The organism is Pantoea sp. X-Soil-OKNW-556 (genome assembly GCF_059730695.1).
In genome coordinates this window covers 871,655-897,061 of sequence record NZ_AP035990.1, presented here as the reverse complement: position 1 = coordinate 897,061, position 25,407 = coordinate 871,655, and the positions used below count along the sequence as shown (strand labels likewise).

General features: G+C 56.5%; 22 protein-coding genes. 13 read left to right on the top strand and 9 right to left on the bottom strand.

Features of this window, described 5'->3' with window-relative positions; genetic code table 11:
• Positions 1-147: 147 nt before the first annotated feature.
• Both degP and dgt read right to left on the bottom strand, forming a co-directional pair.
• Positions 148-1,587 (bottom strand): serine endoprotease DegP, encoded by a 1,440-nt coding sequence (gene degP, locus AC6I8T_RS03940; RefSeq protein WP_036626616.1) that lies wholly within the window; start codon positions 1,585-1,587, stop codon positions 148-150.
• Positions 1,588-1,724: 137 nt separating this feature from the next.
• Entirely contained in the window at positions 1,725-3,218 is a 1,494-nt protein-coding gene (gene dgt, locus AC6I8T_RS03935; protein WP_021184674.1) for a dGTPase, read from the bottom strand.
• 99 nt (positions 3,219-3,317) lie between these two features.
• On the opposite strand from dgt, the gene mtnN reads away from it, so the two are divergent.
• The 3 genes from mtnN to AC6I8T_RS03920 all read left to right on the top strand — a co-directional run bounded on the left by mtnN (position 3,318) and on the right by AC6I8T_RS03920 (position 5,167).
• The gene (gene mtnN / locus AC6I8T_RS03930) at positions 3,318-4,016 is read left to right on the top strand and encodes a 5'-methylthioadenosine/S-adenosylhomocysteine nucleosidase (protein WP_497833521.1); all 699 of its coding nucleotides are present in this window, start codon (positions 3,318-3,320) and stop codon (positions 4,014-4,016) included.
• Entirely contained in the window at positions 4,009-4,821 is an 813-nt protein-coding gene (gene btuF, locus AC6I8T_RS03925) for a vitamin B12 ABC transporter substrate-binding protein BtuF (RefSeq protein WP_208724833.1), read from the top strand. Before mtnN ends, btuF begins: the two co-directional genes overlap by 8 nt.
• A gap of 106 nt (positions 4,822-4,927) precedes the next feature.
• Positions 4,928-5,167 (top strand): hypothetical protein, encoded by a 240-nt coding sequence (locus tag AC6I8T_RS03920; protein WP_208724832.1) that lies wholly within the window; start codon positions 4,928-4,930, stop codon positions 5,165-5,167.
• A gap of 28 nt (positions 5,168-5,195) precedes the next feature.
• On the opposite strand, the gene erpA is transcribed toward AC6I8T_RS03920, so the two are convergent.
• A complete protein-coding gene (gene erpA, locus AC6I8T_RS03915) occupies positions 5,196-5,543 on the bottom strand; it encodes an iron-sulfur cluster insertion protein ErpA (RefSeq protein ID WP_013507930.1) in 348 nt (115 codons plus the stop codon).
• A 221-nt stretch (positions 5,544-5,764) separates the two neighbouring features.
• Here erpA and hemL point away from each other — a divergent pair, with 221 nt between their 5' ends.
• Complete coding sequence (gene hemL, locus AC6I8T_RS03910; protein WP_021184678.1) at positions 5,765-7,045, top strand: glutamate-1-semialdehyde 2,1-aminomutase; 1,281 nt, start codon at positions 5,765-5,767, stop codon at positions 7,043-7,045.
• A gap of 65 nt (positions 7,046-7,110) precedes the next feature.
• Here hemL and fhuB read toward each other — a convergent pair whose 3' ends face one another.
• The 6 genes from fhuB to hrpB all read right to left on the bottom strand — a co-directional run bounded on the left by fhuB (position 7,111) and on the right by hrpB (position 18,276).
• Entirely contained in the window at positions 7,111-9,087 is a 1,977-nt protein-coding gene (gene fhuB, locus AC6I8T_RS03905; RefSeq protein WP_497833520.1) for a Fe(3+)-hydroxamate ABC transporter permease FhuB, read from the bottom strand.
• Positions 9,087-9,965: a Fe(3+)-hydroxamate ABC transporter substrate-binding protein FhuD gene (gene fhuD, locus AC6I8T_RS03900; RefSeq protein WP_208724828.1), complete on the bottom strand. Its 879-nt coding sequence runs from the start codon at positions 9,963-9,965 to the stop codon at positions 9,087-9,089. Before fhuD ends, fhuB begins: the two co-directional genes overlap by 1 nt.
• Before the next feature lie 8 nt (positions 9,966-9,973).
• Positions 9,974-10,768, bottom strand: a complete 795-nt coding sequence (gene fhuC / locus AC6I8T_RS03895) for a Fe3+-hydroxamate ABC transporter ATP-binding protein FhuC (protein WP_208724826.1) — start codon at positions 10,766-10,768, stop codon at positions 9,974-9,976.
• A 42-nt stretch (positions 10,769-10,810) separates the two neighbouring features.
• Positions 10,811-13,006, bottom strand: a complete 2,196-nt coding sequence (gene fhuA, locus AC6I8T_RS03890) for a ferrichrome porin FhuA (RefSeq protein WP_497833519.1) — start codon at positions 13,004-13,006, stop codon at positions 10,811-10,813.
• A 196-nt stretch (positions 13,007-13,202) separates the two neighbouring features.
• The gene (gene mrcB, locus AC6I8T_RS03885; protein WP_208724823.1) at positions 13,203-15,704 is read right to left on the bottom strand and encodes a bifunctional glycosyl transferase/transpeptidase; all 2,502 of its coding nucleotides are present in this window, start codon (positions 15,702-15,704) and stop codon (positions 13,203-13,205) included.
• A gap of 94 nt (positions 15,705-15,798) precedes the next feature.
• Positions 15,799-18,276, bottom strand: a complete 2,478-nt coding sequence (hrpB, locus tag AC6I8T_RS03880; RefSeq protein WP_497833518.1) for an ATP-dependent helicase HrpB — start codon at positions 18,274-18,276, stop codon at positions 15,799-15,801.
• A 33-nt stretch (positions 18,277-18,309) separates the two neighbouring features.
• Here hrpB and thpR point away from each other — a divergent pair, with 33 nt between their 5' ends.
• The 9 genes from thpR (at position 18,310) to panD (ending at position 25,372) form a co-directional block, all read left to right on the top strand.
• On the top strand, positions 18,310-18,849 hold the full coding sequence (thpR, locus tag AC6I8T_RS03875) for an RNA 2',3'-cyclic phosphodiesterase (RefSeq protein WP_208724816.1): 540 nt from the start codon (positions 18,310-18,312) through the stop codon (positions 18,847-18,849).
• Positions 18,850-19,554 (top strand): DNA/RNA nuclease SfsA, encoded by a 705-nt coding sequence (gene sfsA / locus AC6I8T_RS03870; RefSeq protein WP_497833517.1) that lies wholly within the window; start codon positions 18,850-18,852, stop codon positions 19,552-19,554.
• A 260-nt stretch (positions 19,555-19,814) separates the two neighbouring features.
• The gene (dksA, locus tag AC6I8T_RS03865) at positions 19,815-20,270 is read left to right on the top strand and encodes an RNA polymerase-binding protein DksA (RefSeq protein WP_013507920.1); all 456 of its coding nucleotides are present in this window, start codon (positions 19,815-19,817) and stop codon (positions 20,268-20,270) included.
• A 72-nt stretch (positions 20,271-20,342) separates the two neighbouring features.
• Positions 20,343-21,272, top strand: coding sequence for a tRNA glutamyl-Q(34) synthetase GluQRS (gene gluQRS, locus AC6I8T_RS03860; RefSeq protein WP_497833516.1), 930 nt, complete (start codon positions 20,343-20,345; stop codon positions 21,270-21,272).
• A 38-nt stretch (positions 21,273-21,310) separates the two neighbouring features.
• Positions 21,311-22,720, top strand: a complete 1,410-nt coding sequence (pcnB, locus tag AC6I8T_RS03855; protein ID WP_209012101.1) for a polynucleotide adenylyltransferase PcnB — start codon at positions 21,311-21,313, stop codon at positions 22,718-22,720.
• Positions 22,717-23,211, top strand: a complete 495-nt coding sequence (gene folK / locus AC6I8T_RS03850) for a 2-amino-4-hydroxy-6-hydroxymethyldihydropteridine diphosphokinase (protein ID WP_208724812.1) — start codon at positions 22,717-22,719, stop codon at positions 23,209-23,211. The genes pcnB and folK overlap by 4 nt, the downstream gene beginning before the upstream one ends.
• Positions 23,212-23,298: 87 nt before the next feature.
• A complete protein-coding gene (panB, locus tag AC6I8T_RS03845) occupies positions 23,299-24,093 on the top strand; it encodes a 3-methyl-2-oxobutanoate hydroxymethyltransferase (RefSeq protein WP_021184690.1) in 795 nt (264 codons plus the stop codon).
• Positions 24,094-24,108: 15 nt separating this feature from the next.
• Complete coding sequence (gene panC / locus AC6I8T_RS03840; protein WP_497833515.1) at positions 24,109-24,963, top strand: pantoate--beta-alanine ligase; 855 nt, start codon at positions 24,109-24,111, stop codon at positions 24,961-24,963.
• A gap of 28 nt (positions 24,964-24,991) precedes the next feature.
• Complete coding sequence (gene panD / locus AC6I8T_RS03835; RefSeq protein ID WP_013507914.1) at positions 24,992-25,372, top strand: aspartate 1-decarboxylase; 381 nt, start codon at positions 24,992-24,994, stop codon at positions 25,370-25,372.
• Positions 25,373-25,407: the final 35 nt, after the last annotated feature.

Sequence of the window (25,407 nt, the reverse complement as noted above, 5' to 3'; positions counted from 1 at the left end):
GGGGAGGTCACATCTGTGATGCTTGTGGCGGCACGATTTATCGTGCGAATTTTGGCACCAGGTGCAAAACCGCGCGTTAAATCGCGTCGTTACGTTTTCTGCATAAAAAAGGCGGACCGAAGTCCGCCTTTGCTTAGCTACAAGAGATTACTGCATCAGCAGGTACAGGCTGTTGTCGCCGCGCTGGACATTCAACGCCAGTACCGAAGGTTTGGTGTCGAGGATCTTGCGCAGTTCGCCCAGATTCGCCACCGACTGCTGGTTCACACCGAGAATCACATCGCCTTTTTTCAGGCCGATGCGCGCCGCGGCACTGCCCGGTTTCACGCTATCAACTCGCACGCCTTTCTGGCCGTTGCTGTCGACATTACTCAGATCTGCACCTTCAATGCCGGTATAGATCGTAGCGGACTGTACTTTATCCTGAGTGCTCTGCTGCAACTCCACAGTGACGCTTACTGGTTTGCCGTCACGCAGCAGACCGAGTTGCAGCTTGGTGCCAACCGGCAGTGAACCGACTTCAGCACGCAGTGCTGAGAAGCTGGTCAGCGGTTTGCCATTCATCGACACCACCACATCACCAGCTTTAATGCCCGCTTTCGCGGCAGCGGAATTCGGCAGAACCTGGCTTACAAAGGCACCACGCTGCGCATCGACTTTCATCGCTTTCGCCAGCTCGGAGTTCAGCTCGGTACCCATGATCCCCAGCTCACCGCGTTTCACCTGGCCATACTCGACCATCTGCGCACTGAGGTTTTTCACCATATTACTCGGGATGGCAAAACCAATACCGATGTTACCGCCGTCCGGAGCCAGGATCGCGGTGTTGATACCAATCAGTTCACCGTTAAGGTTCACCAACGCACCACCCGAGTTACCACGGTTGATCGCAGCATCGGTCTGGATAAAGTTTTCATAGTTCTCAACGTTCAGGCCGCTGCGACCCAGTGCTGAAACGATACCCGAAGTAACGGTTTCGCCCAGACCATAGGGGTTACCGATCGCTACGGTGTAATCGCCCACACGCAGGTTATCTGAATCGGCAATCTTAATCGCCGTCAGGTTTTTCGCATCTTTCAGCTGGATCAGCGCAATATCCGACTGCGGATCTTTACCAATGACTTTCGCATCATAACGGCGGCCATCACTCAACTGCACCTGGATTTTTGTCGCATTTTCAACCACATGGTTGTTAGTCACCACGTAGCCTTTATCAGCATTGATCACCACGCCTGAACCCAACGCGCGGAATTTCTCCTGCTGAGTGTTATCACCGCCGCCGCTGTTATCTCCGCCACCCCCCTGGCACATCGGTGAGCTTTGGAACGGTGAACCGTCCTGGCAGAACGGTGAGTTATCACCAAAGAACTGCTGGAATTGCTGTGACATACGTGGGGTCTTCACCGTGGTGCTCCCTTCCACGCTGATACTCACCACGGAAGGCATCACTTTTTCCAGCATCGGTGCAAGGCTGGGCAGCTGTTGGCTGGAGGAAGAAGCTGTCTCCGCCGCGAAAACACTGACAGGGCTTAACGCCATGCCAAGACTAAGTGCCAGTGCACTTAACATTAATGTGCTTTTTTTCATTCATCTGTGTCTCATATAAGATTTACGTCCGGACCATTGCTGTGGTCGTGATGATGAGATTAAATTGTAAGCGCGAAGTTCCTGATAAAGTTTTGGGTAAAAGTAAAAAATTATTCTTCGTCTTTACAAAACTTCTCTTATTCTACCGCCATCAAACGGCGGTACTCATCCCAGGCATAAAGATCCGTCATTCCGCTGATATAGTCCTGAATCAGGCGTGAGCGATAATAGCGTTCCCACAGCAGGCGTTCATATTTATGCGCCACAATTAAGGTTCGCATTTTTTGCTGATAAGCTTTGCGATGTTTCCCGGATAGTTTATGAAACAGACGGGTCTCAATCGGATGTTTGGCTAAGAAATCATCATTCATCAGGGTGGTAAACTGCTCATAATCGAGCAACATTAATGACTGATAAATTTCCAGTAACCCTTTAATGACACGATAGCCTTGCAATTCCAGTTGTTCGACTTCGGGATGATTAAACACCTGCTGGCGCGCAACCGTTTTAAATAACATCAACAGACGCCCTTCCTCACCATCATCCTCCAGCAGAGCATGATTAAAATTCCCTGTAAAAATAGCCGGTAAGTTATCGATAAAGCGCCGTACGGCATGACTGACTAACACGTTTTGCACGTTAACACGTAGCGCCATAAAAAACTGGTCGCCTTTGGTTCGCCATTTCTTCTGGCAGGCTTCTTTCCACGCTTCACCAATGGTGCGGCTGAATGCATCACCAGGTTTTACCGGCCCCCAGGCTTTGAGCAAATAATCGTACAGCGTGTCGACATTAAAGATGTCTTTTTCTACCGCATCATCGAGATCGGCAATGCAATAAGAAATATCGTCAGCGGCTTCCATTATCCAGGTAAGCGGATAGCGATGATGTTCAGGAATATCGGTAGCCGCACGAAGATCGGCGACATATTCTCTTTCGGATAAATAAAAACCCGGCTTTTTCATTAATACGCTGAACTCAGCCGGTTTATCGCCTTGCCACCAGGCGGGGGCGGTATATTTTAAAATACAGGCCACCTGAGCATAACTGAGGTTCAGTTGTAGCAAGGTATGGACCATGCGAATCGCCTGCGCATTGCCTTCGAAGTGGCACAAATCCTGACGAATCATTGCATTTAACCGGTCAAAATCGGCCCGCTGCACCTCGTTTTCTACCCCAGCCACCAGCGGATCCACCAATTCAGCCGGTAAATTATCATCAAACCAGTCATTGATAGCGGCCTCACCAAAGTGACCAAAGGGCGGATTGCCAACATCATGCAGCAGACAGGCCATCTCAATCAGGCTTTCAAAGGCACCCTCCAGCTCATCAAGGCCATATTTCGCCAGCCCACCCCCCTGGGTTTTCAGGGTTTGCAGCACTTCTTTCGCGATATAACGTCCGGTTTGTTGCACTTCGAGAGAATGGGTCAGACGCGAACGCACCGCGGCATTCCGCTCCAGCGGAAAGACCTGGGTTTTTTGTTGCAGACGACGAATCGCGGCCGAATTAATGATACGCCCACGATCGCTTTCAAAATGGCGGGTAATAAAGTATTCCCCTTCGGGATCTTTACGGCTGGTATAGGGGCGGGTGAAGCTGATCTTCTTCCTGAAATTGATCGTCGCCATAATTACCCCTTATTTTTTCGTGAATTCTTCCTCTGACAGCCATGATAGACTATGCCTCACTTTTGCGGTTTACATCCACAACATTAGCGAGACTCTTTTATGAAAGCAGGCATTATTGGCGCGATGGAGCAGGAAGTTACCCTGCTGCGTGACAAAATTGAAAACCGTCAGACGCTGACGCTGGCCGGGTGCGAAATTTACACTGGCACGCTGAATGGCGTTGAGGTTGCCCTGCTGAAATCGGGCATTGGTAAAACCGCAGCAGCACTGGGTACAACGTTACTGCTGGAACTGTGCAAGCCGGATGTCGTCATCAACACCGGTTCTGCTGGCGGTCTGGCACCAACGCTGAAAGTCGGCGATATCGTAGTATCCGACGAAGTGCGTTACCACGATGCAGACGTTACCGCTTTCGGTTACGAACCGGGCCAGATGGCCGGTTGCCCGGCGGCGTTCATTGCCGATGATAAACTGATTGCCACCGCTGAGCAGGTGATCAAGCAGCTGGATCTCAACGCAGTGCGTGGCCTGGTGGTGAGCGGTGATGCCTTTATTAATGGTGCCGAGCCGCTGGCACGCATTCGCCACACCTTCCCACAGGCGATTGCCGTCGAAATGGAAGCCACTGCGATTGGTCATGTATGCCATCAATTCAAGGTGCCCTTTGTGGTGGTGCGCGCCATCTCTGATGTCGCCGACCAGGAATCGCATCTCAGCTTCGATGAGTTCCTCAGCGTTGCAGCGAAGCAATCCTCTCTGATGGTGGAAAACCTGCTGGCACAACTGGCTCGTGGTTAAATCGACCTGGCTTGTCGGGCTGCTGCTGTTTTGCAGCAGCCTGCTTGCCGCAACCCCACGCGTTATCACCTTAGCGCCACACCTGACCGAGCTGGCGTTCGCCGCCGGTATCACGCCAGTGGCGGTCAGCGCCTGGTCAGATTTTCCCGCCAGTGCCGCATCGCTGGAGCAAGTGGCAAACTGGCAAGGCATCAGGATCGAGCGGATTGTCCAGCTTAAACCGGATGTGGTGCTGGCGTGGCGCGGTGGCAATCCTCAGCGCCAGGTCGAACAACTGCAACGGCTGGGCATTAAGGTGGAGTGGATCGATCCGCAGACCCTTGATCAGATGATCGATGCATTGGCGGATCTGCGACGCTGGAGCCCGCATCCACAACAGGCAGAAGATGCGGCTCAGGCGTTACGCGCGCAGGAAATGCAGCTGCGCCAGCAATACCAGCAGCAACAGCCGGTCCGCATTTTTTTGCAGTTTGGACAACAACCGTTGTTTACCGCCTCACGCAATACACTGCAAAATGCAGTGATTGAACTGTGTGGCGGCCGCAATATCTTTGCCGATAGCACGGTGAGCTGGCCGCAGGTCAGCCGCGAACAGGTGCTGGCACGGCACCCACAGGCGATAGTGATCGGCGGCAAAACCGCACAGGCCGCCAGTATCGCGCAGTTCTGGCAACCGCAGTTGGCGGTTCCGGTGATTGCCATTAATGATGACTGGCTGAGTCGACCTGGACCACGCCTGTTGCTGGCAGCTCAGCAGCTCTGTGCGGCGCTTCATCCGGCGAAAAACAGCACCAAAATTGATTAAAGAATCAGCAAAAATTGTCGTTAATCAAGTAACAAGGCACGGCAGCCACGTATGCTCTGTGCCCTTTTTGCGCAAAGCGCAATTTTGACTACACCAGGAATTCAACATGACCAGAGCTTTGCTACTGGCCATAGGGCTTGTGATTGCTGCACCGATTGGTGCGGCCTCCACCACCGGCTCTATTGCCGTTTCGCTGACGATTTTCTCTCGCTGTGATATCTCACGTCCCAATACGCAATCCCTACCCGCGATTGATTGCGGTCGCCAGGTTAGCGCCCAACCACGGGTGATGCACAGCGCATTGGAGCACAACGAAGGGTCACAGTTAGTAACGGTAGAGTGGTAACCGGCCGCCAGAACGGCGGCCAGTGCAATCAGATACTGAAAGAAGAACCACAGCCGCAGGTGGTTTTGGCGTTCGGGTTGGTCACGATGAAACGTGAGCCTTCCAGCCCTTCGGTGTAATCAACCGACCCACCCACCAGATATTGCAGGCTCATCGGATCCACCACCAGCGCCACGCCCTGTTTTTCAATGGTCATGTCGCCGTCGTTCATTTGATCGTCAAAAGTAAAACCGTACTGGAAGCCGCTACAGCCACCACCGGTGATGTAAACACGCAATTTCAGCTCCGGATTTTCTTCATCCGCGATCAGATTCTTCACTTTTTTCGCTGCTGCATCGGTGAATTGCAAAGGCAGTGCTGCTACATCGTCACTCATCTTTTACTCCGGGTAAACGTCCAGGTCAGAAAACGACCTCAATCACGCTATTATCTGCCAGCCGCACAGTGCAATCAAGTGTTGCCCTTCGCACTGCGTGCCGCCTGTTATGCCCTAAAGTATAGCGATGATACGCCTTTAGCGCGCGGCTGCCTTTCACCTCATGCCTATCTTCCCGTAGAATGGCGCGAGTTTTTTTAAGACACAGCAGGAGCCGTAGAATGAGTAAGTCAGAAAACCTGTTTGCCGAAGCGCAACGCCTGATCCCTGGCGGTGTGAACTCCCCGGTACGCGCATTTACCGGTGTAGGCGGTGTGCCGCTGTTCATTGAACACGCTGATGGCGCTTATCTGTACGATGCCGACGGCAAAGCCTATATCGACTATGTCGGATCCTGGGGTCCGATGGTACTCGGCCATAACAACGCCACCATCCGCAACGCGGTGATTGAAGCCGCCTCTCGTGGCCTGAGCTTCGGTGCACCGACCGAGATGGAAGTCAAAATGGCGCAGCTGGTCTGCGAACTGGTGCCGAGCATGGACATGGTGCGCATGGTCAACTCCGGCACTGAAGCCACCATGAGCGCCATTCGTCTGGCGCGTGGTTTTACCCATCGCGACAAAATCATCAAATTTGAAGGCTGCTACCACGGCCACGCTGACTGCCTGCTGGTGAAAGCCGGTTCCGGTGCATTGACCCTCGGTCAGCCGAACTCGCCGGGTGTTCCGGCAGATTTCGCCAAACATACCCTGACCTGTAACTATAACGATCTGGCCTCGGTGCGCAGCGCGTTTGAACAGTATCCGACAGATATCGCCTGCATCATCGTCGAGCCGGTAGCGGGTAATATGAACTGCATTCCACCGCAACCGGACTTCCTGCCGGGCCTGCGCGCATTGTGTGATGAGTTTGGCGCGCTGCTGATTATCGATGAGGTGATGACCGGTTTCCGTGTGGCCCTGGGTGGAGCGCAAGCGTACTACGAGGTGACGCCGGATCTGACCTGCCTGGGTAAAATCATCGGTGGCGGTATGCCAGTGGGCGCATTTGGTGGGCGCCGTGATGTCATGGAAGCGCTGGCACCGACTGGTCCGGTCTACCAGGCAGGAACCTTGTCCGGTAACCCAATTGCGATGGCTGCCGGTTTTGCCTGCCTGACGCAGATTGCCCAGCCCGGCACCCATCAAACCCTGACTGACCTGACCACGCAACTGGCGGAAGGCTTGCTGGCAGCAGCGCAAGCAGAAAACATCCCGCTGGTAATCAACCACGTTGGTGGCATGTTTGGCCTGTTCTTCACCGATGCCGACAGCGTGACCTGCTATCAGGACGTGACCAGGTGCGATGTCGAACGCTTCAAGCGTTTCTTCCATCTGATGTTGCAGGAAGGCGTCTATCTGGCCCCTTCCGCCTTCGAGGCGGGCTTTATGTCACTGGCGCACAGCCAGGAAGATATTCAGCGCACCATCGATGCCGCACGCCGCTGCTTCGCGCAGCTGTAATGCATCAGGGCACCGCAAGGTGCCCTGATTTGCTCTGTCGAAAACCCGCGCGATAAATCGTGCCGCTACGCCCGCCTCAGCAGCCAGATAAAGTATGGCGCGCCAAAGAAGGTGGCCATCAGTCCCGCCGGGATTTGATCCGGGAACGCCAGCATACGGCCACACCAGTCAGCAAACACCATCAACACCGCGCCGAGCAAACCGGCCATCAACACCTGTGGTAAGGCACGACGGAAGCCCAGCATGCGCACGATATGCGGTGCCATCAACCCGACAAAACTTAACGGTCCAATGGTTAAGGTCGCGGTAGCGGTTAATGCGGCCGCCAGCAGCAACAGGGCGAGCCGCGAAGTGGTCAGCGCCATCCCTGCCGAACGCGCCGTCGTACTCCCCAGCGGCAGCAGCGTTAACCAGCGGCTCGCCAACGGGGCTAATGCCACCAGTACCACGGCACACACCGCGCTTTGTAATGCCTGATGCAGGGTGATGTTGTAGGTCGAACCAGAGATCCAACTGAGCAACCCACCCATACGCGGATCACCGCTCGCCATCAGCAGCATCAGCAAGGTCACAAAGGCACTATTGAGGGCCATGCCCGCCAGTAGCATGCGTTCCGGCGAAAAACCGCCACGGCTGGCGACCAGCATAATGGTCAACAGCGTCAACGCTGCGCCCAACGCACCTGCCGGTAACAGCCAGGCCACCGCATTGCCGGGCACGAAAAACAGCATCACCACCACGCCACAGGCAGCACCAGAACTGATGCCTAACACTTCCGGGCTGGCCATCGGGTTACCGGTTAAACGCTGAATCAACGCCCCGGACACGCCAAGCATCAGTCCGACCATTATGGCGGCCAACACGCGCGGTGCACGCCACGGCAGCAATTGATGCAGCATATCGCCGCTGACCCACGCCCAGCCGTGCGCATCTCGGCCAAAGGCCACACCCACCAGGCCCAACAGCGCTAACACCACGACGCCGCACAGGCACCAACGCAATACGGCCTGACGTTCGGCAGGCACTTTATCGCCCTGATTAAGGGGTGGCGGCACCGAACCGGTACGCAGACGCGGCAACAGCCACAGTAGAATCGGCACGCCGATCAGTGCCGTTGCCGTACCGGTAGAGACTTCGCGCCAATGGTTGGTCAGCCACAACACGCATTGGTCCGCCAGCCACAGCAGCAACGCACCGATCAGCGGGGACAGCAGCATCCGGCTGATTAAACGACGGCCACCGAGCATCTTCGCCAGCAGAGGGGCAAACAAACCAATGAAGCCGATGATACCGGCGACATTAACCAGTTGCGCGCTCAGCAAAATCGCCACTGCCAGCGCCGCTACGCGCGCCAGCGAGAGTGCCAGCCCGAGGTTTTTCGCGACACCATCATCCAGGCCCATCAGGGTCAGTGGACGCAGCAACGCCAGCGCCAACACAAAGGCCAGCAGCAGACGCGGCCACAGTAACGCAACGTTGTGTCCATCCAGTTGGTTGAGCGCGCCCGTGCTCCACAGGAACATGTTCTGCAACTGGTCATGATTAAAGATGGCAAAGATTTGATTCACCGCACCAACGTACAGGCTGAGCACCAACCCGGCGAGAATCAAGGTCACTGGCGAAAGCCGTTTACCCCAGGCAACCCCGAAGACCAGAATGCCAACCACTACTGCACCGCCCATCGCAGCGAACTGCTGCGTCACGGCACCGCCAGGCAGTTGCCACAAGGTTGCGACCGTCAGGCCCAGTTGGGCGCCAGACGAAACCCCCAGCGTGGTAGGTTCTGCCAGGGGATTGCGCAGCACCTGCTGAAACAGCAAACCCGCTAGCCCCAATCCGGCCCCGACCAACAACGCCAGCGCCAGACGCGACAACAGGCTGTGATGAAACACCACCTGTTGGATATTGTTGACGTCCGGCGCAACAAACGCCTGCGCCCACTGCGCCATCGGCAAGGCCTGGCGAAAATTGATCAGGGTTAAGGTCAACGCCAGCAGGAACAACGCACTCAATAGCGCGACGGAAAACAGACGATTGCGCATCAGTGCGACTCCAGCGCGTGTTCCAGCACGCGGATAAATTTCAGTGCCGAGTAAGTGGCACCGTAATACCAGACGGCAGGCACCCGCTGAAAATGCCCGGCACGGATAAACGGCAGCGCCTGCCATAATGCCGTGCGCATCACTTCCTGCATCTGCAACTCATTATCGTGGTCGAAGCAGATCACCGGCACATCCCCTACCGCCGCCAGACGCTCCAGCCCGATAACGGCGCTGCCCCAAAAATTGGTTTCTCCCTGCCAGGCGCTTTGCAAACCAAGATTGTCCATCACTTCCAGGAACAGGCTGCCTTTGCCGAAGGTAATGGCATGACGGCTGTCCAGCAATGACATCAGCAGAATTGGCCGTCCCGCCCAGGGTTTTAGCCGCTCACGCGCTGCCGCCAGCACGCTATCGACATACTGCAAATGTTGCACCGCCTGCGCTTCACGACCAATGCGCGCGCCCAATTCATGCAAAGATTTTCTGGCGGTACTTAACGGTTTGCCATCGCCGCTGTTCAGATCAAACCCCATAGTGGGCGCGATGCGTGACAAGGTTTCGGCAGAGGGACCATAGCCATTGGAATGCAGGATCAAAGAGGGATTAAGCTGGGTCATCAACTCCAGATTGGGTTCGGTGCGCAGACCAAGATCGATGGTGGAGGCAGGCAGTTCCGGCTCCCCCACCCACACCCGATAGTTAACCATGTCTGCCACGCCAAGCGGTGCTACGCCCAGCGCCATCAACAACTCCGTGGGTAACCACTCCAGCGCCAGAATGCGTTGGGTATCCGGCAACGCCGCGTGCAGCGGCGCGAGCTTCATCAGCGGCGACAACGCCAGCGCCGCCAGCAAACGACGGCGAGAAATATCCAGCATCACGGGCCTCAGTAAACGAAACTGACGGGCGCACCGCCCTGCGGATGCGGCAGAATCCCCATCGGGATGCCATAAATGCTGCCCAGCACATCGGCCTGCATGATCACCTCTGGTCCCCCTTCGGCAATCATTTCACCACCGCGCAACGCCACCAGCCGGTCGCAATAACGCGCCGCCATATTGATATCATGCAGCACCGCAATCACCGTTAAGCCCCGCTCCTGGCTGAGACGCTGGATCAAAGCCAGCACTTCAACCTGATGGGCAATATCCAGCGCTGAGGTGGGTTCATCCAACAGCAGGCAGCGGCTGTTTTGCGCTACCAGCATCGCCAGCCAGGCGCGCTGACGTTCACCGCCAGACAGGCTATCCACCAGTCGTCCGGCGAACGGCTTCAGCCCGACCAGCGCTATCGCTTCTTCTACACGGTCACGATCTTCCTGACCATAACGCCCCAGCGCCCCGTGCCACGGATAACGCCCAATCGCCACCAGCTCGCGCACCGTCATGCCTTCTGCCGCCGGTAACTGCTGCGGCAGATACGCCACCTGACGGGCAAAATCCTTGCTGCCCCACTGATCTACCGCTTCGCCGTTCAATAACACGCGACCAACACTTGCCGCCTGATGGCGTCCCAGCATTTTCAGCAGCGTGGATTTTCCCGAACCGTTATGTCCAATCAAAGCCGTGACTTTGCCCGGCGTGAAGGTCAATGAGAGCGGATGAAGCAGCGTGCGTCCCGGCACGCGAAAACTGACGTTATCCAGCGTAAAGGTGGTTTCTTCGTGGTGCGGATGCTGCATGGTAATCCCTGGCGTTACGGGCGCACAATGCGCCCTTTTCTATCAGAAACGGAAGGTTGCAGTACCAACAATCTGGCGATCGCTGCCCCAGTAGCAGGCATATTCGCGATAGCAGCTGGCAACATATTCGCGATCAAACAGGTTGTTGACGTTGATACCCAGTGATGAACCCGGCAGGCCAAAGCGCGCGAGATCATATTTCACCACGGCATCAACCACGGTATAGCCCTTCACATCGAAGTTTTGGTTTTCGTTAGCACCGCTGCTGTATAGCCCTTTGCTGGCACCGGTATAGCGCACGCCGGCCCCCAGTGTCAGACCAGAAAGTGCGGTTTCGTGGAAAGTGTAATCACTCCACAATGACGCGGTCTGTTTCGGCACCTGTACCGGGGTTTTGCCCTGCAAATCGGTATCATGGGTGTATTCCGCATCGGTATAGCTATAGCCCGCCGTCAGGTTGATATTGGCGGTCAGAGCCGCCTTGGCTTCCAGCTCCACCCCACGCGAACGGATCTCACCGCTCTGCACGCTGAAATTGAGGTTATTCGGATCGGCGGTCAGGTTCTTGCTTTTGGTCAGCTGATACACTGCGGCGGTGATAACAATCGGACGATCTTTCGGTACGTATTTCACCCCGGCTTCATACTGTTTGGCGCGCGAAGGATCAAACGGCTGCCCGTCTGCGGTGGTGCCCGGTGTCGGGATAAAGGATTCGCTATAGCTGAAGTACGGGGCGATACCGTTATCAAATACGTAGTTCAGCCCCCCACGCCAGGTAAACGCCTGATCGTGGTTTTTCTCTTCACTGTTGCCATTACGGTTCAGCGCTGAGGTCATGGCGTAATCGTAGCGGCCACCCAATGTCAGCACCCAGCGGTTCCACTCCATCTGATCCTGGGTGTAGAGGCCGGTCTGCTCCTGGCGGTTCAGGTACTGATAAGGGAACGGCGTCCCCACCATCGCATCATTGCCGTATTGTGGATTGAACGGGCTAATCGGCTCGGCACCAGCATATACCGCATCAATATCGTTACGGGTACGCTGATAATCCACGCCCATCAACAGGGTATGATCCACAACACCAGTCAGGAATTTCGCCTGCGCCTGTGTGTCGACCGCGAACTGATTGAGCTTCTCATTAGAACGCGCATACCCACGGTTAATCATCTCAGTCGAGGGATCGTAACCGCTACCGTAGATGCTGCGATAATCGGTACGCAGATCGGCATAGCGCAGATTCTGGCGCATCGTCCAGGTATCGTTGAAGCTGTGCTCAAAGCTGTAACCCACCATTTTGGTGTTGCGCGCAATCTTGTTGCTCGGTTCGCCTTCATCAAAATTGGTCGGCAGTTTGAACTGGCTGCCGTCGGCACGGGTTATCGGTATCACCGTACCTTCACGCGGCAGCCAGCCGTAGTAGCCGGTTTCCGGTTCGTTCTGGAAATAGGTCAACAGGTCAAAACGGGTATTGGCATCAGGGCGCCAGCTAAAGGAAGGCGCGATAGTGTAGCGCTTCTCTTTGTTCATCTCCTGCTGCGCATCCTGGCTGCGCGCCAGGCCGGTCAGTCGATAGCTGTAGACGCCACTGTCATCCAGCGCGCCACCGAAATCAAAACCGGTTGAGAAACGGTTATCGGTGCCCATCTGGAACTGCACTTCACGCAGCGTCTCCTGGGTCGGGCGCTTACTCACCAATGACACCACACCACCGGGGTTGCTTTTGCCATACAGCACCGACGCCGGGCCACGTAGCAATTCAGCGCGCTCAAGAAAGTAAGGATCAATAGCGAACTCAGAGTAGTTATCAGCCTGCAATTTCAGGCCATCGAGATACTGGTTGGTATTGACTTCACTAAAGCCGCGAATCGAGAAAGCATCGATCACATCCGAGCTGCCACGGTTATCGCTGATCCCTGGGGTGTAACTGAAAGCACGTTTGACCGACTGGACATTGTGCATCGCCATCTCTTCCTGCGTGACCACCGAAACCGACTGCGGGGTCTTCTCGATAGGCGTGTCGGTTTTGGTGGCCGTGGCACTGCGTTTTGCAGCGATGGTCGGGGCCGGTCCCCACGCACTCTCCTGAGGTGCCGCAGAACCACCATCAGCGGTGACGACTACGGTATCTTCAGCCAGCGCTTGCGCGCTCAGGGTGCCAAGGGCTATTGAAATCAGTAACGCGATCGGACGTTTGGTAGACGCTCCGCGCGGATCAACAGAGGGAAAATGCGCATTCATATCAGGAATCTCTCGAAAAGTAATCGACGCAGGCGAATGTAAACGAGAATGATTATTAGAAAGGTTGGATTTTAGGCGATATCGCGCAAGATCCGCAAGATTTAAAGCCTGATAGCGGTGCGTTTGCCGCACGTTCGCTCATTTTCACATCTATAAAAAAGGGTGCCGAAGCACCCTTTTTTTAAGATTCAGCAACTTAGTTGTTGCCAAACATCTCTTTGATCCAGCCAGCCACGCCGTTGCTGTCTTTCTGCTCTTCCTGTTGCTGCTGTTGCAACTGTTGCTGCTGCTGAACCTGCTGCTGCTGTTGCTGGCACAGCGAGTTAGGATCAAGCGTCCAGACCGGCAGTGAGCGCCAGGTACTGCTGCCCGAACCACAGACAAAGTTACCGGCCGAATCGATGTTCATCTGAGTGATATCTTCCGGCGGCGTCAACACCAGCGGCATCGGTGCCTGGTTATCCAGATAGCGGCGATACAGCTGCATTGCGCCACTGGCACCGTACAGTTTCGTCGTCTGGTTGTTATCGCGTCCAACCCAGGTGATCGCCACTTCTTTGCCGTCAATACCGGCGAACCAGCTATCGATCAGGTCGTTCGTGGTACCGGTTTTACCCGCCAGATGCGCATTCGGGAAACGCGCACCCAGCGCACGCGCCGTACCGTGATCCGCCACCTGCTGCATGCTGTACAACGTCAGATATGCCGCCTGCGCCGGTTCCACACGCTGCGCCTGTGGGAAGCTCTGGTACAGCACGGTGCCATCTTCGGCAATCACCGAACGCACCGCCGACAGCTCAGCACGATTACCGCCACTGGCGATGGACTGGAACGCCTGCGCCACTTCAATCGGCGTCAGGTTAAGCGCACCCAGCAGCATCGCCGGAACCGGATGGAGCTGGTCTTTCGGCACGCCAAGCTTGGTCCAGGTATCGACCACCGAGTTCAGCCCCAGCGTCATACCCAGGTTTACTGTCGGCACGTTCATCGAGTTGGTCAGTGCGTCCACCAGCATCACTTTGCCACTGAAGCGACGATCATCGTTGAGCGGCTTCCACACCGTGCCATTCGGTTGTTTCAGGGCGATCGGTTCATCAGCAATCCAGCTATTCAGACGGTAGCTGTTCGGCTGGCTTAACGCGGTCAGGTAAGTGGCCGGTTTAGCCAACGAACCGATGGAGCGGCGTGCCTGCAACGCACGGTTGTAACCGGCGAACTGCGGATCGGAACCGCCCACCATCGCCCGCACTTCACCGCTGAAGCGGTCAACCACCACCATCGCGGTTTCCAGATCTTTCAGGCCACGCTGTTTTTTCAGCGTCGGAATGCCATCTTCAACCGCTTTTTCTGCCGCATCCTGCGAAATCGGATCGAGCGTGGTGAAGATCTTCACGCCGGAGAGATCTTTCACTTTATCACCGAGTTTCGCCTGCAACTCGTTACGCACCATCTGCATAAAGGCGGGCTGCGGGGTAATCACCCCACCCTTCGGCTGTACGCCTAATGGGCGCGCCGACAGCATGTTGTACAGATCTTCATCGATGATCTTCTGCTGTTGCAGCAAACGCAGCACCAGATTACGACGTTCCAATGCCAGCTGCGGATTACGCCACGGGTTGTACAGCGATGCGCCTTTCACCATCCCCACCAGCATCGCCTGTTGATCGAGGCTCAGCTCATCAACCGGGCGGCCAAAGTAGTACAAACTCGCCAGCGGGAAGCCACGGATCTGATCGTTACCCGCCTGACCGAGGTACACCTCGTTGAGGTACAGCTCCAGAATGCGATCTTTGCTGTAGCGCGCATCCATGATCACCGCCATATAGGCTTCACGCGCTTTACGCCACAGCGAACGCTCGTTGGTGAGGAACAGGTTTTTGACCAACTGCTGCGTCAGGGTACTGCCGCCCTGCACCGCTTTACCGGCCGTAATGTTGGCAAGGAAGGCACGACCAATCGAGTAAGGGCTGATGCCATCATGCTCGTAGAAATGGCGGTCTTCGGTGGCGATCAACGTATCGACCAGCAGATCCGGGAAACCGGCACGCGGCACGAACAAGCGTTGCTCGCCGTTCGGCGATTGCAACATGGTGATCAGGCGCGGATCGAGGCGGAAGAAGCCAAAATCGCGTCCGGTTTCGAGGTTTTTAATCTCGCTCAGTTCGTCACCGTTGAACGTCATACGCGCACGGATCTGGCCTTCTTTGCTGTCCGGGAAATCAAACGGGCGGCGCAGCAGGTCGATGGTGTTGCCTTTGACGCTGAACTCACCAGGGCGGGTAATGCGCGACACTTCGCGATACTGCGTGCCTTCCAGCAGCGCAATCATCTCTTTTTTGTCATACGCCATGCCCGGCTCAAGACTGACCATGCGACCATAAACGGCAGCAGGCAATTGCCACACTTTACCGTCAATACGGCTGCGGATTTCCGAGTCGAGATAGACGCCCCAGGCGACCATCACCACGACAAAAACCAAAAATAGCTTGATGAACCAGCCTAACCAGCGACGTTTCGCGCGCGGCGGGCGCTTTCCTTTACCTTTGCGTGGCACTGGCTCACTCTCCTCGTCATCATCAAAATCGTCCTGATCGATATCATCATCAAGTTCCCTGCGGCGACCCCGACGCGCGGTGTTGCGCGGCGGTTTGGGCTGTTTTCCTTTGCGCCCAATCGGTTCGCGATCATTCCCAGACATGCTGTTATTCTCCAGGTATAGCTACGGCTGCGCCGTTACTCTAACTGCTTTCTCGTGCCGCGCATGGCAGAACCCTCTGAATTGTCACCAGAGGTCACGATGAAAATTTCTTGGTACGCCTCGTGGGTAAGGCGTTGGCCGGATCGTCCGGCCAGGGATGTTTGGGATAACGCCCTTTCATCTCTTTCTGCACTTCAGGATATGCCCCACGCCAGAACGCCGCCAGGTCACGGGTGATCTGCAACGGCCGGTGCGCCGGTGACAACAACTCCAGTACCAACGGTATCCGGCCTTCAGCCACCGCAGGATTGCTGGCTTCACCAAACATCTCCTGAATACGCACCGCAAGCGCCGGGGGCTTCTCCGCATCATAGCGAATCGGCAGGCGGCTTCCGGTCGGCACAGTGTAATGAGTTGGCAGCACAGTATCCAGCCGCTGACGTTGTGACCATGTCAGCAAATGTAATAATGCACTGACAAGATTGACGTTCTGCAACCCCTTCAGGTCGCGCACCCCATCCATCTCCGGCAACAGCCATGCTTCCAGCGACTCCAACAGCGTCTCGTCATCAAAAGCGGGCCACGCCTCGTCCGGCAGCCACTGTGCGGCGCAGTGCAGACGCAGGCGCAGCTGTTCGGCTTCCGGCGTCCAGCCCAGCACCGACAGACCTTTCTCACGGATCCAACGCAGCATCGCCGCGTGCAATACCTCCGGTTCCGGACGTGACATCGGTTGTGCTTTCAGGACCAGCGCACCCGAGACTTCACGCCGCCAGGCACGCAACGTGCCTTTCTCTTCATCCCACTCCACATCGGTACGTTGCTCGACCAGTTGTGGGCACTGCTGACGCAACGCCTCAATATCCACCGGCAGTGCCAGCAAGATACGCGCATCGGCAGCGCTGGCCCCTTGTAACAGCGACGGGGCGATCAGCCATTCGCTGCGGCTCAGGCCATCCTGCTCATCCAGCATCGCCCCGATACCGTTCGCCAGTTGATAACGCGCGCTGTTGCCACGGCGCTGGGCCAGGCGGTCGGCAAACCCGGCGGCCAGCAGTGCCGGGAAAAGATCGGCATCAACGTTGCCACCGCTGACATTGAGGCGCTGTTGCCACTGACGGGCGCGCCGTTGCCAGCTGGATTGAGGACGATGCAGCGCGTCACGCAGGTCGGCGCTGCCGCTGCGCGGCGGCTCCTCGAGAATAGCCACCAATAAGGCCGCGCTGGCGATGGCATCCTTATTCTGCCCGGCTACGCACAGCATGGCGCACAGACGCGGATCGCTACCCAGCTCAGCCATTTTGCGCCCAACGGCGGTCAGGCGTCCGGCGTCATCCAGCGCCGCCAGGCGGGTCAGCAACGTTCGCGCCGCACGCAGATGACGTGGCGGTGGCATATCCAGCCAACGAAGTTGCGCCACATCCGGGCAGCCCCATTGCAGCAAATCCATTTGCAGGGCCGCCAGATCGCTATGCAGGATTTCCGGCTCACTTTGTGCCGCCGCCCGGAGCGCCTGCTCCTGCGCTAGCAAATGCAGACAGATCCCCGGTTCCAGCCTGCCCGCACGCCCGGCACGTTGCGTCATTGAGGCCTGGCTGATGCGTTGGGTTTGCAGCCGCGTGACACCGCTGCGCACCTCAAACTGCGCGGTGCGTTCCAGCGCGCTGTCCACCACCAGGCGGATGCCCTCAATGGTCAGACTGGTTTCCGCGATATTGGTCGCCAACACCACTTTGCGACGCCCAGGCGGGGACGGCAGGATCGCTCGCCGCTGCGCGTCGAGTGACAACGCACCATATAAAGGAGAAAGATCGACATCCTCACTGACACGCGCTTCCAGTTCACGTTTCACCCGTTCAATCTCCGCCACGCCAGGCAGGAACAGCAACAATGAACCTGTTTCTTCGCGTAACAACTGCGCCACTTCACGCGCCACCGCCTCTTCAAAGCGCAGCTGATTATTCAGGGAAGCAAAACGGCGCGTCACTGGAAAGCTACGACCTTCCGAAGCAATAAAGGGGGCGTCCGGTAGCAGCGCACGCAGGCGATCATTATCCAGCGTCGCCGACATCAGCAGAATCTTCAGATCCTCGCGCAGCCCCTGTTGCACATCCAGCAACAGCGCTAACGCCAGATCGGCCTGTAAACTGCGTTCGTGGAATTCATCGAGGATCACCAGCGAAACACCGTCCAGCATCGGATCGCGCTGCAACATGCGCGTCAGGATACCTTCGGTGACCACCTCCAGCCGGGTGTTCGCCCCGCAGCAGTTTTCACCCCGCATCCGGTACCCCACCGTGCCGCCCGGTTGTTCACCGAGCAGCTCCGCCAGCCGCTGCGCCACGTTGCGCGCGGCAAGCCGCCGTGGCTCCAGCATAATGATGCGACCGGGCAGTTGCGCCTGTTGCAGCAACTGCAACGGTAACCAGGTGGATTTGCCTGCGCCGGTCGGTGCTGCCAGTAATACCTGTGGCGCTTGCGCCAGCGCGGTCAGCAGCTCAGGAAGTACCTCGCTTACCGGTAATTCACTCAAACTCAACTCCCTTTCTGCCTGTGCTAAGATGGCGCGCATTGTACCACCCAGCGCGGATTATCGGAGGCTACGATGACCACCCAACGTCTGTTTTTTGCTCTCGAACTGCCTGCGCCTTTGCAGCAGGAGCTGGTACGCTGGCGAGCCGAAAACTTTGCCGAAGACGCCGGGCGCCCGATAGCGGCAGCCAATCTGCATCTGACGCTGGCGTTCCTCGGTGAAGTCAGCGATGAAACCTCGCTGCGCCTGCAACAACTCGCCGGACGGATTAGCCAGCCGGGTTTTGCTATCGATCTGGATGATGCCGGACACTGGCCCCGTCCTGGCGTAGTGTGGTTGGGTTGCCAGCGTCCGCCACGCGGTTTGCTGCAACTGGCCAATCTGCTGCGCGCCCAGGCGGCACGACACGGCTGTGCGCAAAGCGCGCCATCGTTTCACCCGCATGTCACCTTGCTGCGCAACGCGGCCCATAAAGTTGCCCTTCCGCCGCGCGGTTTTCACTGGCGTCTGGATGTGAGCCATTTCGTCTTATGCTCCTCGCGCTTCGAAAAGGGCCAAACCCGCTATCAGGTGCTGGCCCGCTGGCCGTTATCCACCCCGAAAGGAGACTGAATGCATTTCTCCCCGCCACTCAAACCGGCCCGTTTAATCGCCCGATATAAGCGTTTCTTAGCGGATGTCATCACCCCGGAAGGTGAGACGCTGACCATCCACTGTGCCAATACTGGCGCGATGACCGGTTGCGCCACGCCTGGCGATACCGTGTGGTATTCCACGTCCGACAGCCCCACACGTAAATATCCTCACAGTTGGGAACTGACCGAAACCCAGCAGGGGCACTGGATCTGCGTCAATACGCTGCGCGCCAATCAACTGGTGAAAGAAGCGATAAATCTCGGTGTAATTCCAGAATTTTCCTCTTATGACCACTACCAGTCTGAAGTGAAATATGGCACGGAAAAAAGCCGAATTGACTTCCTGCTACAAGCGAAGGGCAGATCGAACTGCTATATTGAAGTCAAGTCCGTCACCCTTTTACAGCATGGTAAAGGCTATTTTCCGGATGCGGTGACGGCCCGCGGGCAAAAGCATCTGCGCGAACTGCGACATATCGTGGCAGAGGGTCATCGGGCCGTTTTGTTGTTTGCCGTTTTGCACACGGGGATTGAGGACGTTTCCCCGGCGCGCCATATCGACGCGCAATATGCAGAACTACTGGTACAGGCGCAACGGTGTGGCGTGGAAGTATTGGCGTATCAGGCTCACATATCACCGCTAAAAATGTTACTGACGCAGCCGATAAGGGTAGAGTTGTAATATTCTTAGCAATTTGTTGTGATAGGAATGTTCTGAGCGGTGCGCTGAATACGCTGTTCCTCACAGGCTTGTCAAGGTGTGATCATGAATAATTGCCAACCTTGATTGCTTCTGCTATTTATAGCGGCCTGTTTTTTTCCCTGTTGGGAATCGATATACCCTTAGTAATGCAAGTTGCAGACCGGCCGCCAGCATCAGCGCAGCCAACATGCTGGAACTTGACATATGACGGGTGGTGCGTGTTATCCAGGAGAAACAACATGCAAGAAGGGCAAAACCGTAAAACATCGTCCCTGAGTATCCTCGCCATCGCTGGGGTGGAGCCGTATCAGGAGAAACCGGGCGAAGAGTATATGAACGAAGCCCAGCTGAGCCATTTCCGCAAGATTCTGGAAGCCTGGCGCAATCAACTCAGGGATGAAGTCGACCGTACTGTATCGCATATGCAGGACGAAGCTGCCAACTTCCCGGATCCGGTTGACCGTGCCGCGCAGGAAGAGGAATTCAGTCTGGAACTGCGTAACCGCGATCGCGAGCGTAAGCTGATCAAAAAGATCGAGAAGACGCTGAAGAAAGTGGAAGATGACGATTTCGGCTACTGCGAATCCTGCGGTGTTGAAATTGGTATTCGTCGTCTGGAAGCGCGTCCGACCGCCGATCTCTGCATTGACTGCAAGACGCTGGCAGAAATCCGCGAGAAGCAGATGGCTGGCTAATGGCCGTGAACAGACTGTCGCCGCACAGCAGGGAAAACCACTGTTTTCCCGCCGTGCGGTGCACATTAAAAAATGTCTAATCTTCCCTGCATTGGGCGTTTCGCCCCCTCTCCCTCTGGTGAACTTCATTTTGGCTCGCTGATTGCTGCAACAGGCAGCTACCTGAGTGCGCGTGCACAACAAGGGCGTTGGCTGGTGCGTATCGAAGATATCGATCCACCGCGTGAAGTGCCCGGTGCCGCCAGCCGCATTTTGCAGCAGCTGGAGCAATATGGATTGCATTGGGATGGCGAAGTGTTGTGGCAGTCGCACCGCCATGAGGCATACCGTGAAGCCTTAAACTGGCTACGCGAGCAGCGCCAGAGCTATTTTTGCACCTGTACGCGCAGCCGTATTCAGCAGTTGGGCGGTTTTTATGATGGTCATTGCCGCGATTTGCAGCTCGGATCACACCATGCCGCGCTACGCCTGCGCCAGCATACGCCGGTGTATGGCTTTGACGATCGTCTGCGCGGTCATCTGGTTGCTGATACCCGGCTGGCAGAGGAAGATTTTATTATTCACCGCCGTGATGGCCTGTTTGCCTATAACCTGGCGGTGGTGGTAGATGACCATTTTCAGGGTGTCAGCGAGATTGTTCGCGGCGCGGATTTGATTGCACCAACGGTGCGCCAGGTGGCCCTGTATCAACAGTTTGGCTGGCCAGTCCCTGCGTATCTGCATTTGCCGCTGGCGGTGAATACCGATGGCAACAAACTGTCCAAGCAGAACCATGCCCCCGCGCTACCCGCGGGCGATGCGCGACCGTTGCTGGTTCAGGCGTTAAACTTTTTGGGTCAACCGGTATCTGAAGGATGGCAGGATGAATCGCTGGAAACCCTGTTAAAACAGGCGGTCGCCCGGTGGAATATCCGTCTGATCCCACAGGAAAACGCCCTGAAGCCGGATGAAACGACAACGCCATTCTCAAATGGTTCGCAACAAGCTATGATTAGCCGCTGATTTTACCAACACCATTAATGTCACTGTCGAGGTGTCCCATTTTTACCCGAGTCGCTAATTTTTGCCGGAGAGTCCTCAAGCGTGACGAGGAGGTGCCTGAAGAGGTGGAAACCGAAAGTCTGATGACCGTCATTCCCCGTGAAAGCCACAACATCTCACGCAAAGATATCAGCGAAAATGCCCTCAAAGTGCTCTATCGCCTGAACAAAGCCGGTTACGAAGCCTACCTGGTAGGCGGCGGTGTGCGCGATTTACTGTTGGGTAAGAAACCAAAAGATTTCGATGTCACCACTAACGCGACCCCGGAGCAGATGCGCAAATTGTTCCGCAACTGCCGTCTGGTGGGACGCCGTTTCCGCCTGGCCCATGTCATGTTCGGGCCGGAAGTGATCGAAGTTGCCACTTTCCGTGGCCATCATCAGATGGATGAAGGCGAAGAAGATCGCAACAGCTCACAGCGCGGGCAAAACGGTATGCTGCTGCGCGATAACATCTTCGGCAGCATCGAAGATGATGCCCAGCGTCGTGACCTCACCATCAACAGCCTGTACTACAGCGTGGCCGATTTTACGGTGCGCGATTATGTCGGCGGTTTGCAGGATTTGCAGCAAGGCATCATTCGCCTGATTGGCGATCCGGAAACGCGCTATCGCGAAGACCCGGTGCGTATGCTGCGCGTGGTGCGTTTTGCCGCCAAGCTGGATATGCGTATTGCGCCGGAGACTGCCGAGCCGATTCCGCGTCTTGCCACCCTGCTGCATGACATTCCGCCCGCACGCCTGTTCGAAGAGTCGCTCAAGCTGCTGCAAGCCGGTTATGGCTACCGCACCTATCAGATGATGCGTGAGTATCAACTGTTCCAGCCGCTGTTCCCGACGTTGACGCGTGGCTTCACCGAACACAGCGACAGCCCGATGGAGCGCATGCTGGCACAGGTGCTGAAAAACACCGATACCCGCCTACAGAATGATATGCGCGTCAATCCGGCATTCCTGTTTGCCGCGATGTTCTGGTATCCGCAGCTGGAATCTGCCGAACAAATCGCCCAGGAAAGCGGCCTGACCTATTACGATGCCTTTGCTCTGGCGATGAACGAAACGCTGGATGAAGCCTGCCGCGCGCTGGCGATTCCGAAGCGCATCACCACGCTGATTCGTGATATCTGGCAGTTACAACTGCGTATGTCGCGTCGCCACGGCAAACGTGCGTGGAAGCTGATGGAACATCCTAAGTTCCGCGCGGCCTATGACCTGCTGGCGCTGCGTGCCGAAGTGGAAAACAACCCGGAGCTGCAACGTCTGACGCAGTGGTGGGGGGAATTCCAGGCCGCCGCCCCGACGACGCAGAAAAACATGCTGAATACGCTGGGCGACGATCCGGCACCACGCCGTAAACCACGTCGTCCTCGTCGCCGTCCTGCTGCCCCACGCAGCAACAGCGCGCCATGACCCGCGTCTATCTCGCTTTAGGCAGTAACCTCGCCGACCCGCTGCATCAGGTTGATGCAGCGCTGGCGGCGCTGGATGCACTGCCGCACACCACCCGCGTTGCTACGTCGTCGCTGTACCGCACCCCGCCCTACGGCCCACCGGATCAACCGGATTACCTCAACGCGGTGGTGGCGCTGGAGACAGATTTGCCCGCAGAAACCTTGCTCGACCATACCCAGCGCATTGAGCTGGAACATGGCCGGGTGCGCAAAGCCGAGCGTTGGGGACCCCGCACCCTCGATCTGGATATCCTGCTGTTTGGCGATGCGGTGATTAACACGCCACGCCTGACGGTACCGCATTATGACATGCACAACCGCGCGTTTATGCTGCTGCCGCTGCTGGAGATCTCCCCTCAGCAGACCTTACCCGATGGCACCCCGTTAGCCCCGGTGCTGGCGGCGCTCGACCAAAGCGCTGCTATTCGTTTCTGGTCTGATATCCCCTGAATAACCCGGTAAAATCGCACGCCAGTCATATCACCGGCACCGTCAATCCATTACACTGCGCCCATCAGAAAATACTGAGAGAGTGCGATGAAACCCACAACCATCTCCCATTTACGTCAGTGGAAAGCCAGTGGCCGCAAATTTGCCACGCTGACGGCCTATGACTTCAGTTTTGCCCGCCTGTTTGCCGACGAAGGTATTCAGGTGCTGCTGATTGGTGATTCGCTCGGCATGACGGTACAGGGCCATGAATCGACCCTGCCGGTGACGGTCGCCGATATCGCTTATCATACCGCCGCAGTGCGTCGTGGTGCGCCACAGGCGCTGGTGATGGCTGACCTGCCGTTTATGAGTTATGCCACGCCCGCACAGACCTTCGACAACGCGGCACAGTTGATGCGTGCCGGGGCCAACATGGTCAAACTGGAAGGCGGTGCCTGGCTGGCAGAAACCGTGCAGATGCTGACCGAGCGTGCGGTGCCGGTATGTGGTCATCTTGGCTTAACGCCGCAGTCGGTGAACATCTTCGGCGGTTATAAAGTTCAGGGCCGCGACGAAGCGGGTGCAGAACGTCTGCTGGCAGATGCGCTGGCGCTGGAAGCGGCAGGTGCGCAGTTACTGGTGCTGGAGTGCGTGCCGGTGGCGCTGGCAGAACGCGTCACCAAAGCGCTGGCGATTCCGGTTATCGGTATCGGCGCAGGCAATGTCACCGATGGACAAATTCTGGTGATGCACGATGCCTTTGGCATTACCGGCGGCCATATCCCGAAGTTTGCCAAAAATTTCCTCGCAGAAACCGGCGACATTCGCGCGGCGATTCGCCACTATATTGCCGAAGTTGAGGCGGGCAGCTATCCGGCCGCCGAACACAGTTTCCAGTAAATCAGGAGATGTGCAGTGCTGATCATTGAAACACTGCCGATGCTGCGTCGCGAGATTCGTCGCTGGCGGCAGGAAGGCAAACGTATCGCGCTGGTGCCTACCATGGGCAACCTGCACGATGGACACTTAACACTGGTCGATGCTGCGCGTGAGCGCGCCGATATCGTGGTGGTGTCGATTTTTGTGAACCCGATGCAATTCGATCGTCCCGACGATTTAGCGCGCTATCCGCGTACTTTGCAGGACGACTGCGAAAAACTGAATCGCCACAGCGTGGACCTGGTATTCGCTCCTGCACCGGCTGATGTCTATCCCAAAGGCCTGGACACCCAAACCTTTGTTGAAGTGCCGGGACTGTCATCGCTGCTGGAAGGCGCCAGCCGTCCGGGCCACTTCCGTGGCGTCTCCACCATCGTCAGCAAGCTGTTCAACCTGGTGCAACCCAATATCGCCTGTTTCGGTGAAAAGGATTTTCAGCAATTGGCTATCATCCGCAAAATGGTTGCGGATATGGGCTTCGACATCGAGATTGTCGGTGTGCCAACGGTACGTGCCAAAGATGGCCTGGCGCTCAGTTCTCGCAATGGTTATCTCACCGCCGATGAGCGTAAACTGGCACCCGGTTTAAGTCAGGTGATGAATAGCATGGCTGAGCGTCTCAGCAACGGCGAGCGCCATGTCGAAGAGATTATCGAGACTGCCGAACAGACGCTGCGTGAGAAAGGTTTCCGCCCGGATGGTCTGGCGATTTGCGATGCCGAAACGCTCCAGCCGCTGACCGTCGATAGCCAACGAGCCGTGATTCTGATGGCTGCCTGGCTGGGCAACGCCCGTCTGATTGATAATCAGCAAGTGGATCTGACCCAGTAAGGGATCATTTTTATAAGGTTATACCGCTATGATTCGTACCGTATTACAGGGCAAGCTGCATCGCGTCAAAGTGACCCAGGCAGACTTGAATTACGAAGGTTCCTGCGCCATTGACCAGGACTTTCTGGATGCCTCTGGCATTCTGCAATATGAAGCCATCGACATCTACAACGTCACCAACGGCCAGCGTTTCTCCACCTACGCCATTGCCGCTGAACGTGGTTCAAAGATTATCTCCGTCAACGGTGCTGCCGCACGCTGCGCCTGTGAAGGCGACATCATGATCATCTGTTCTTATGTGCAGGTGGAGGATGAAGTTGCCCGTAGCTGGCAGCCCAAAGTGGCCTATTTTGAGGGCGATAACGAGATGAAGCGCATCGCAAAAGCGCTGCCGGTGCAGGTCGCCTGATAGCATTGTAGCGGCGCGATTTATCGCGCGATTCC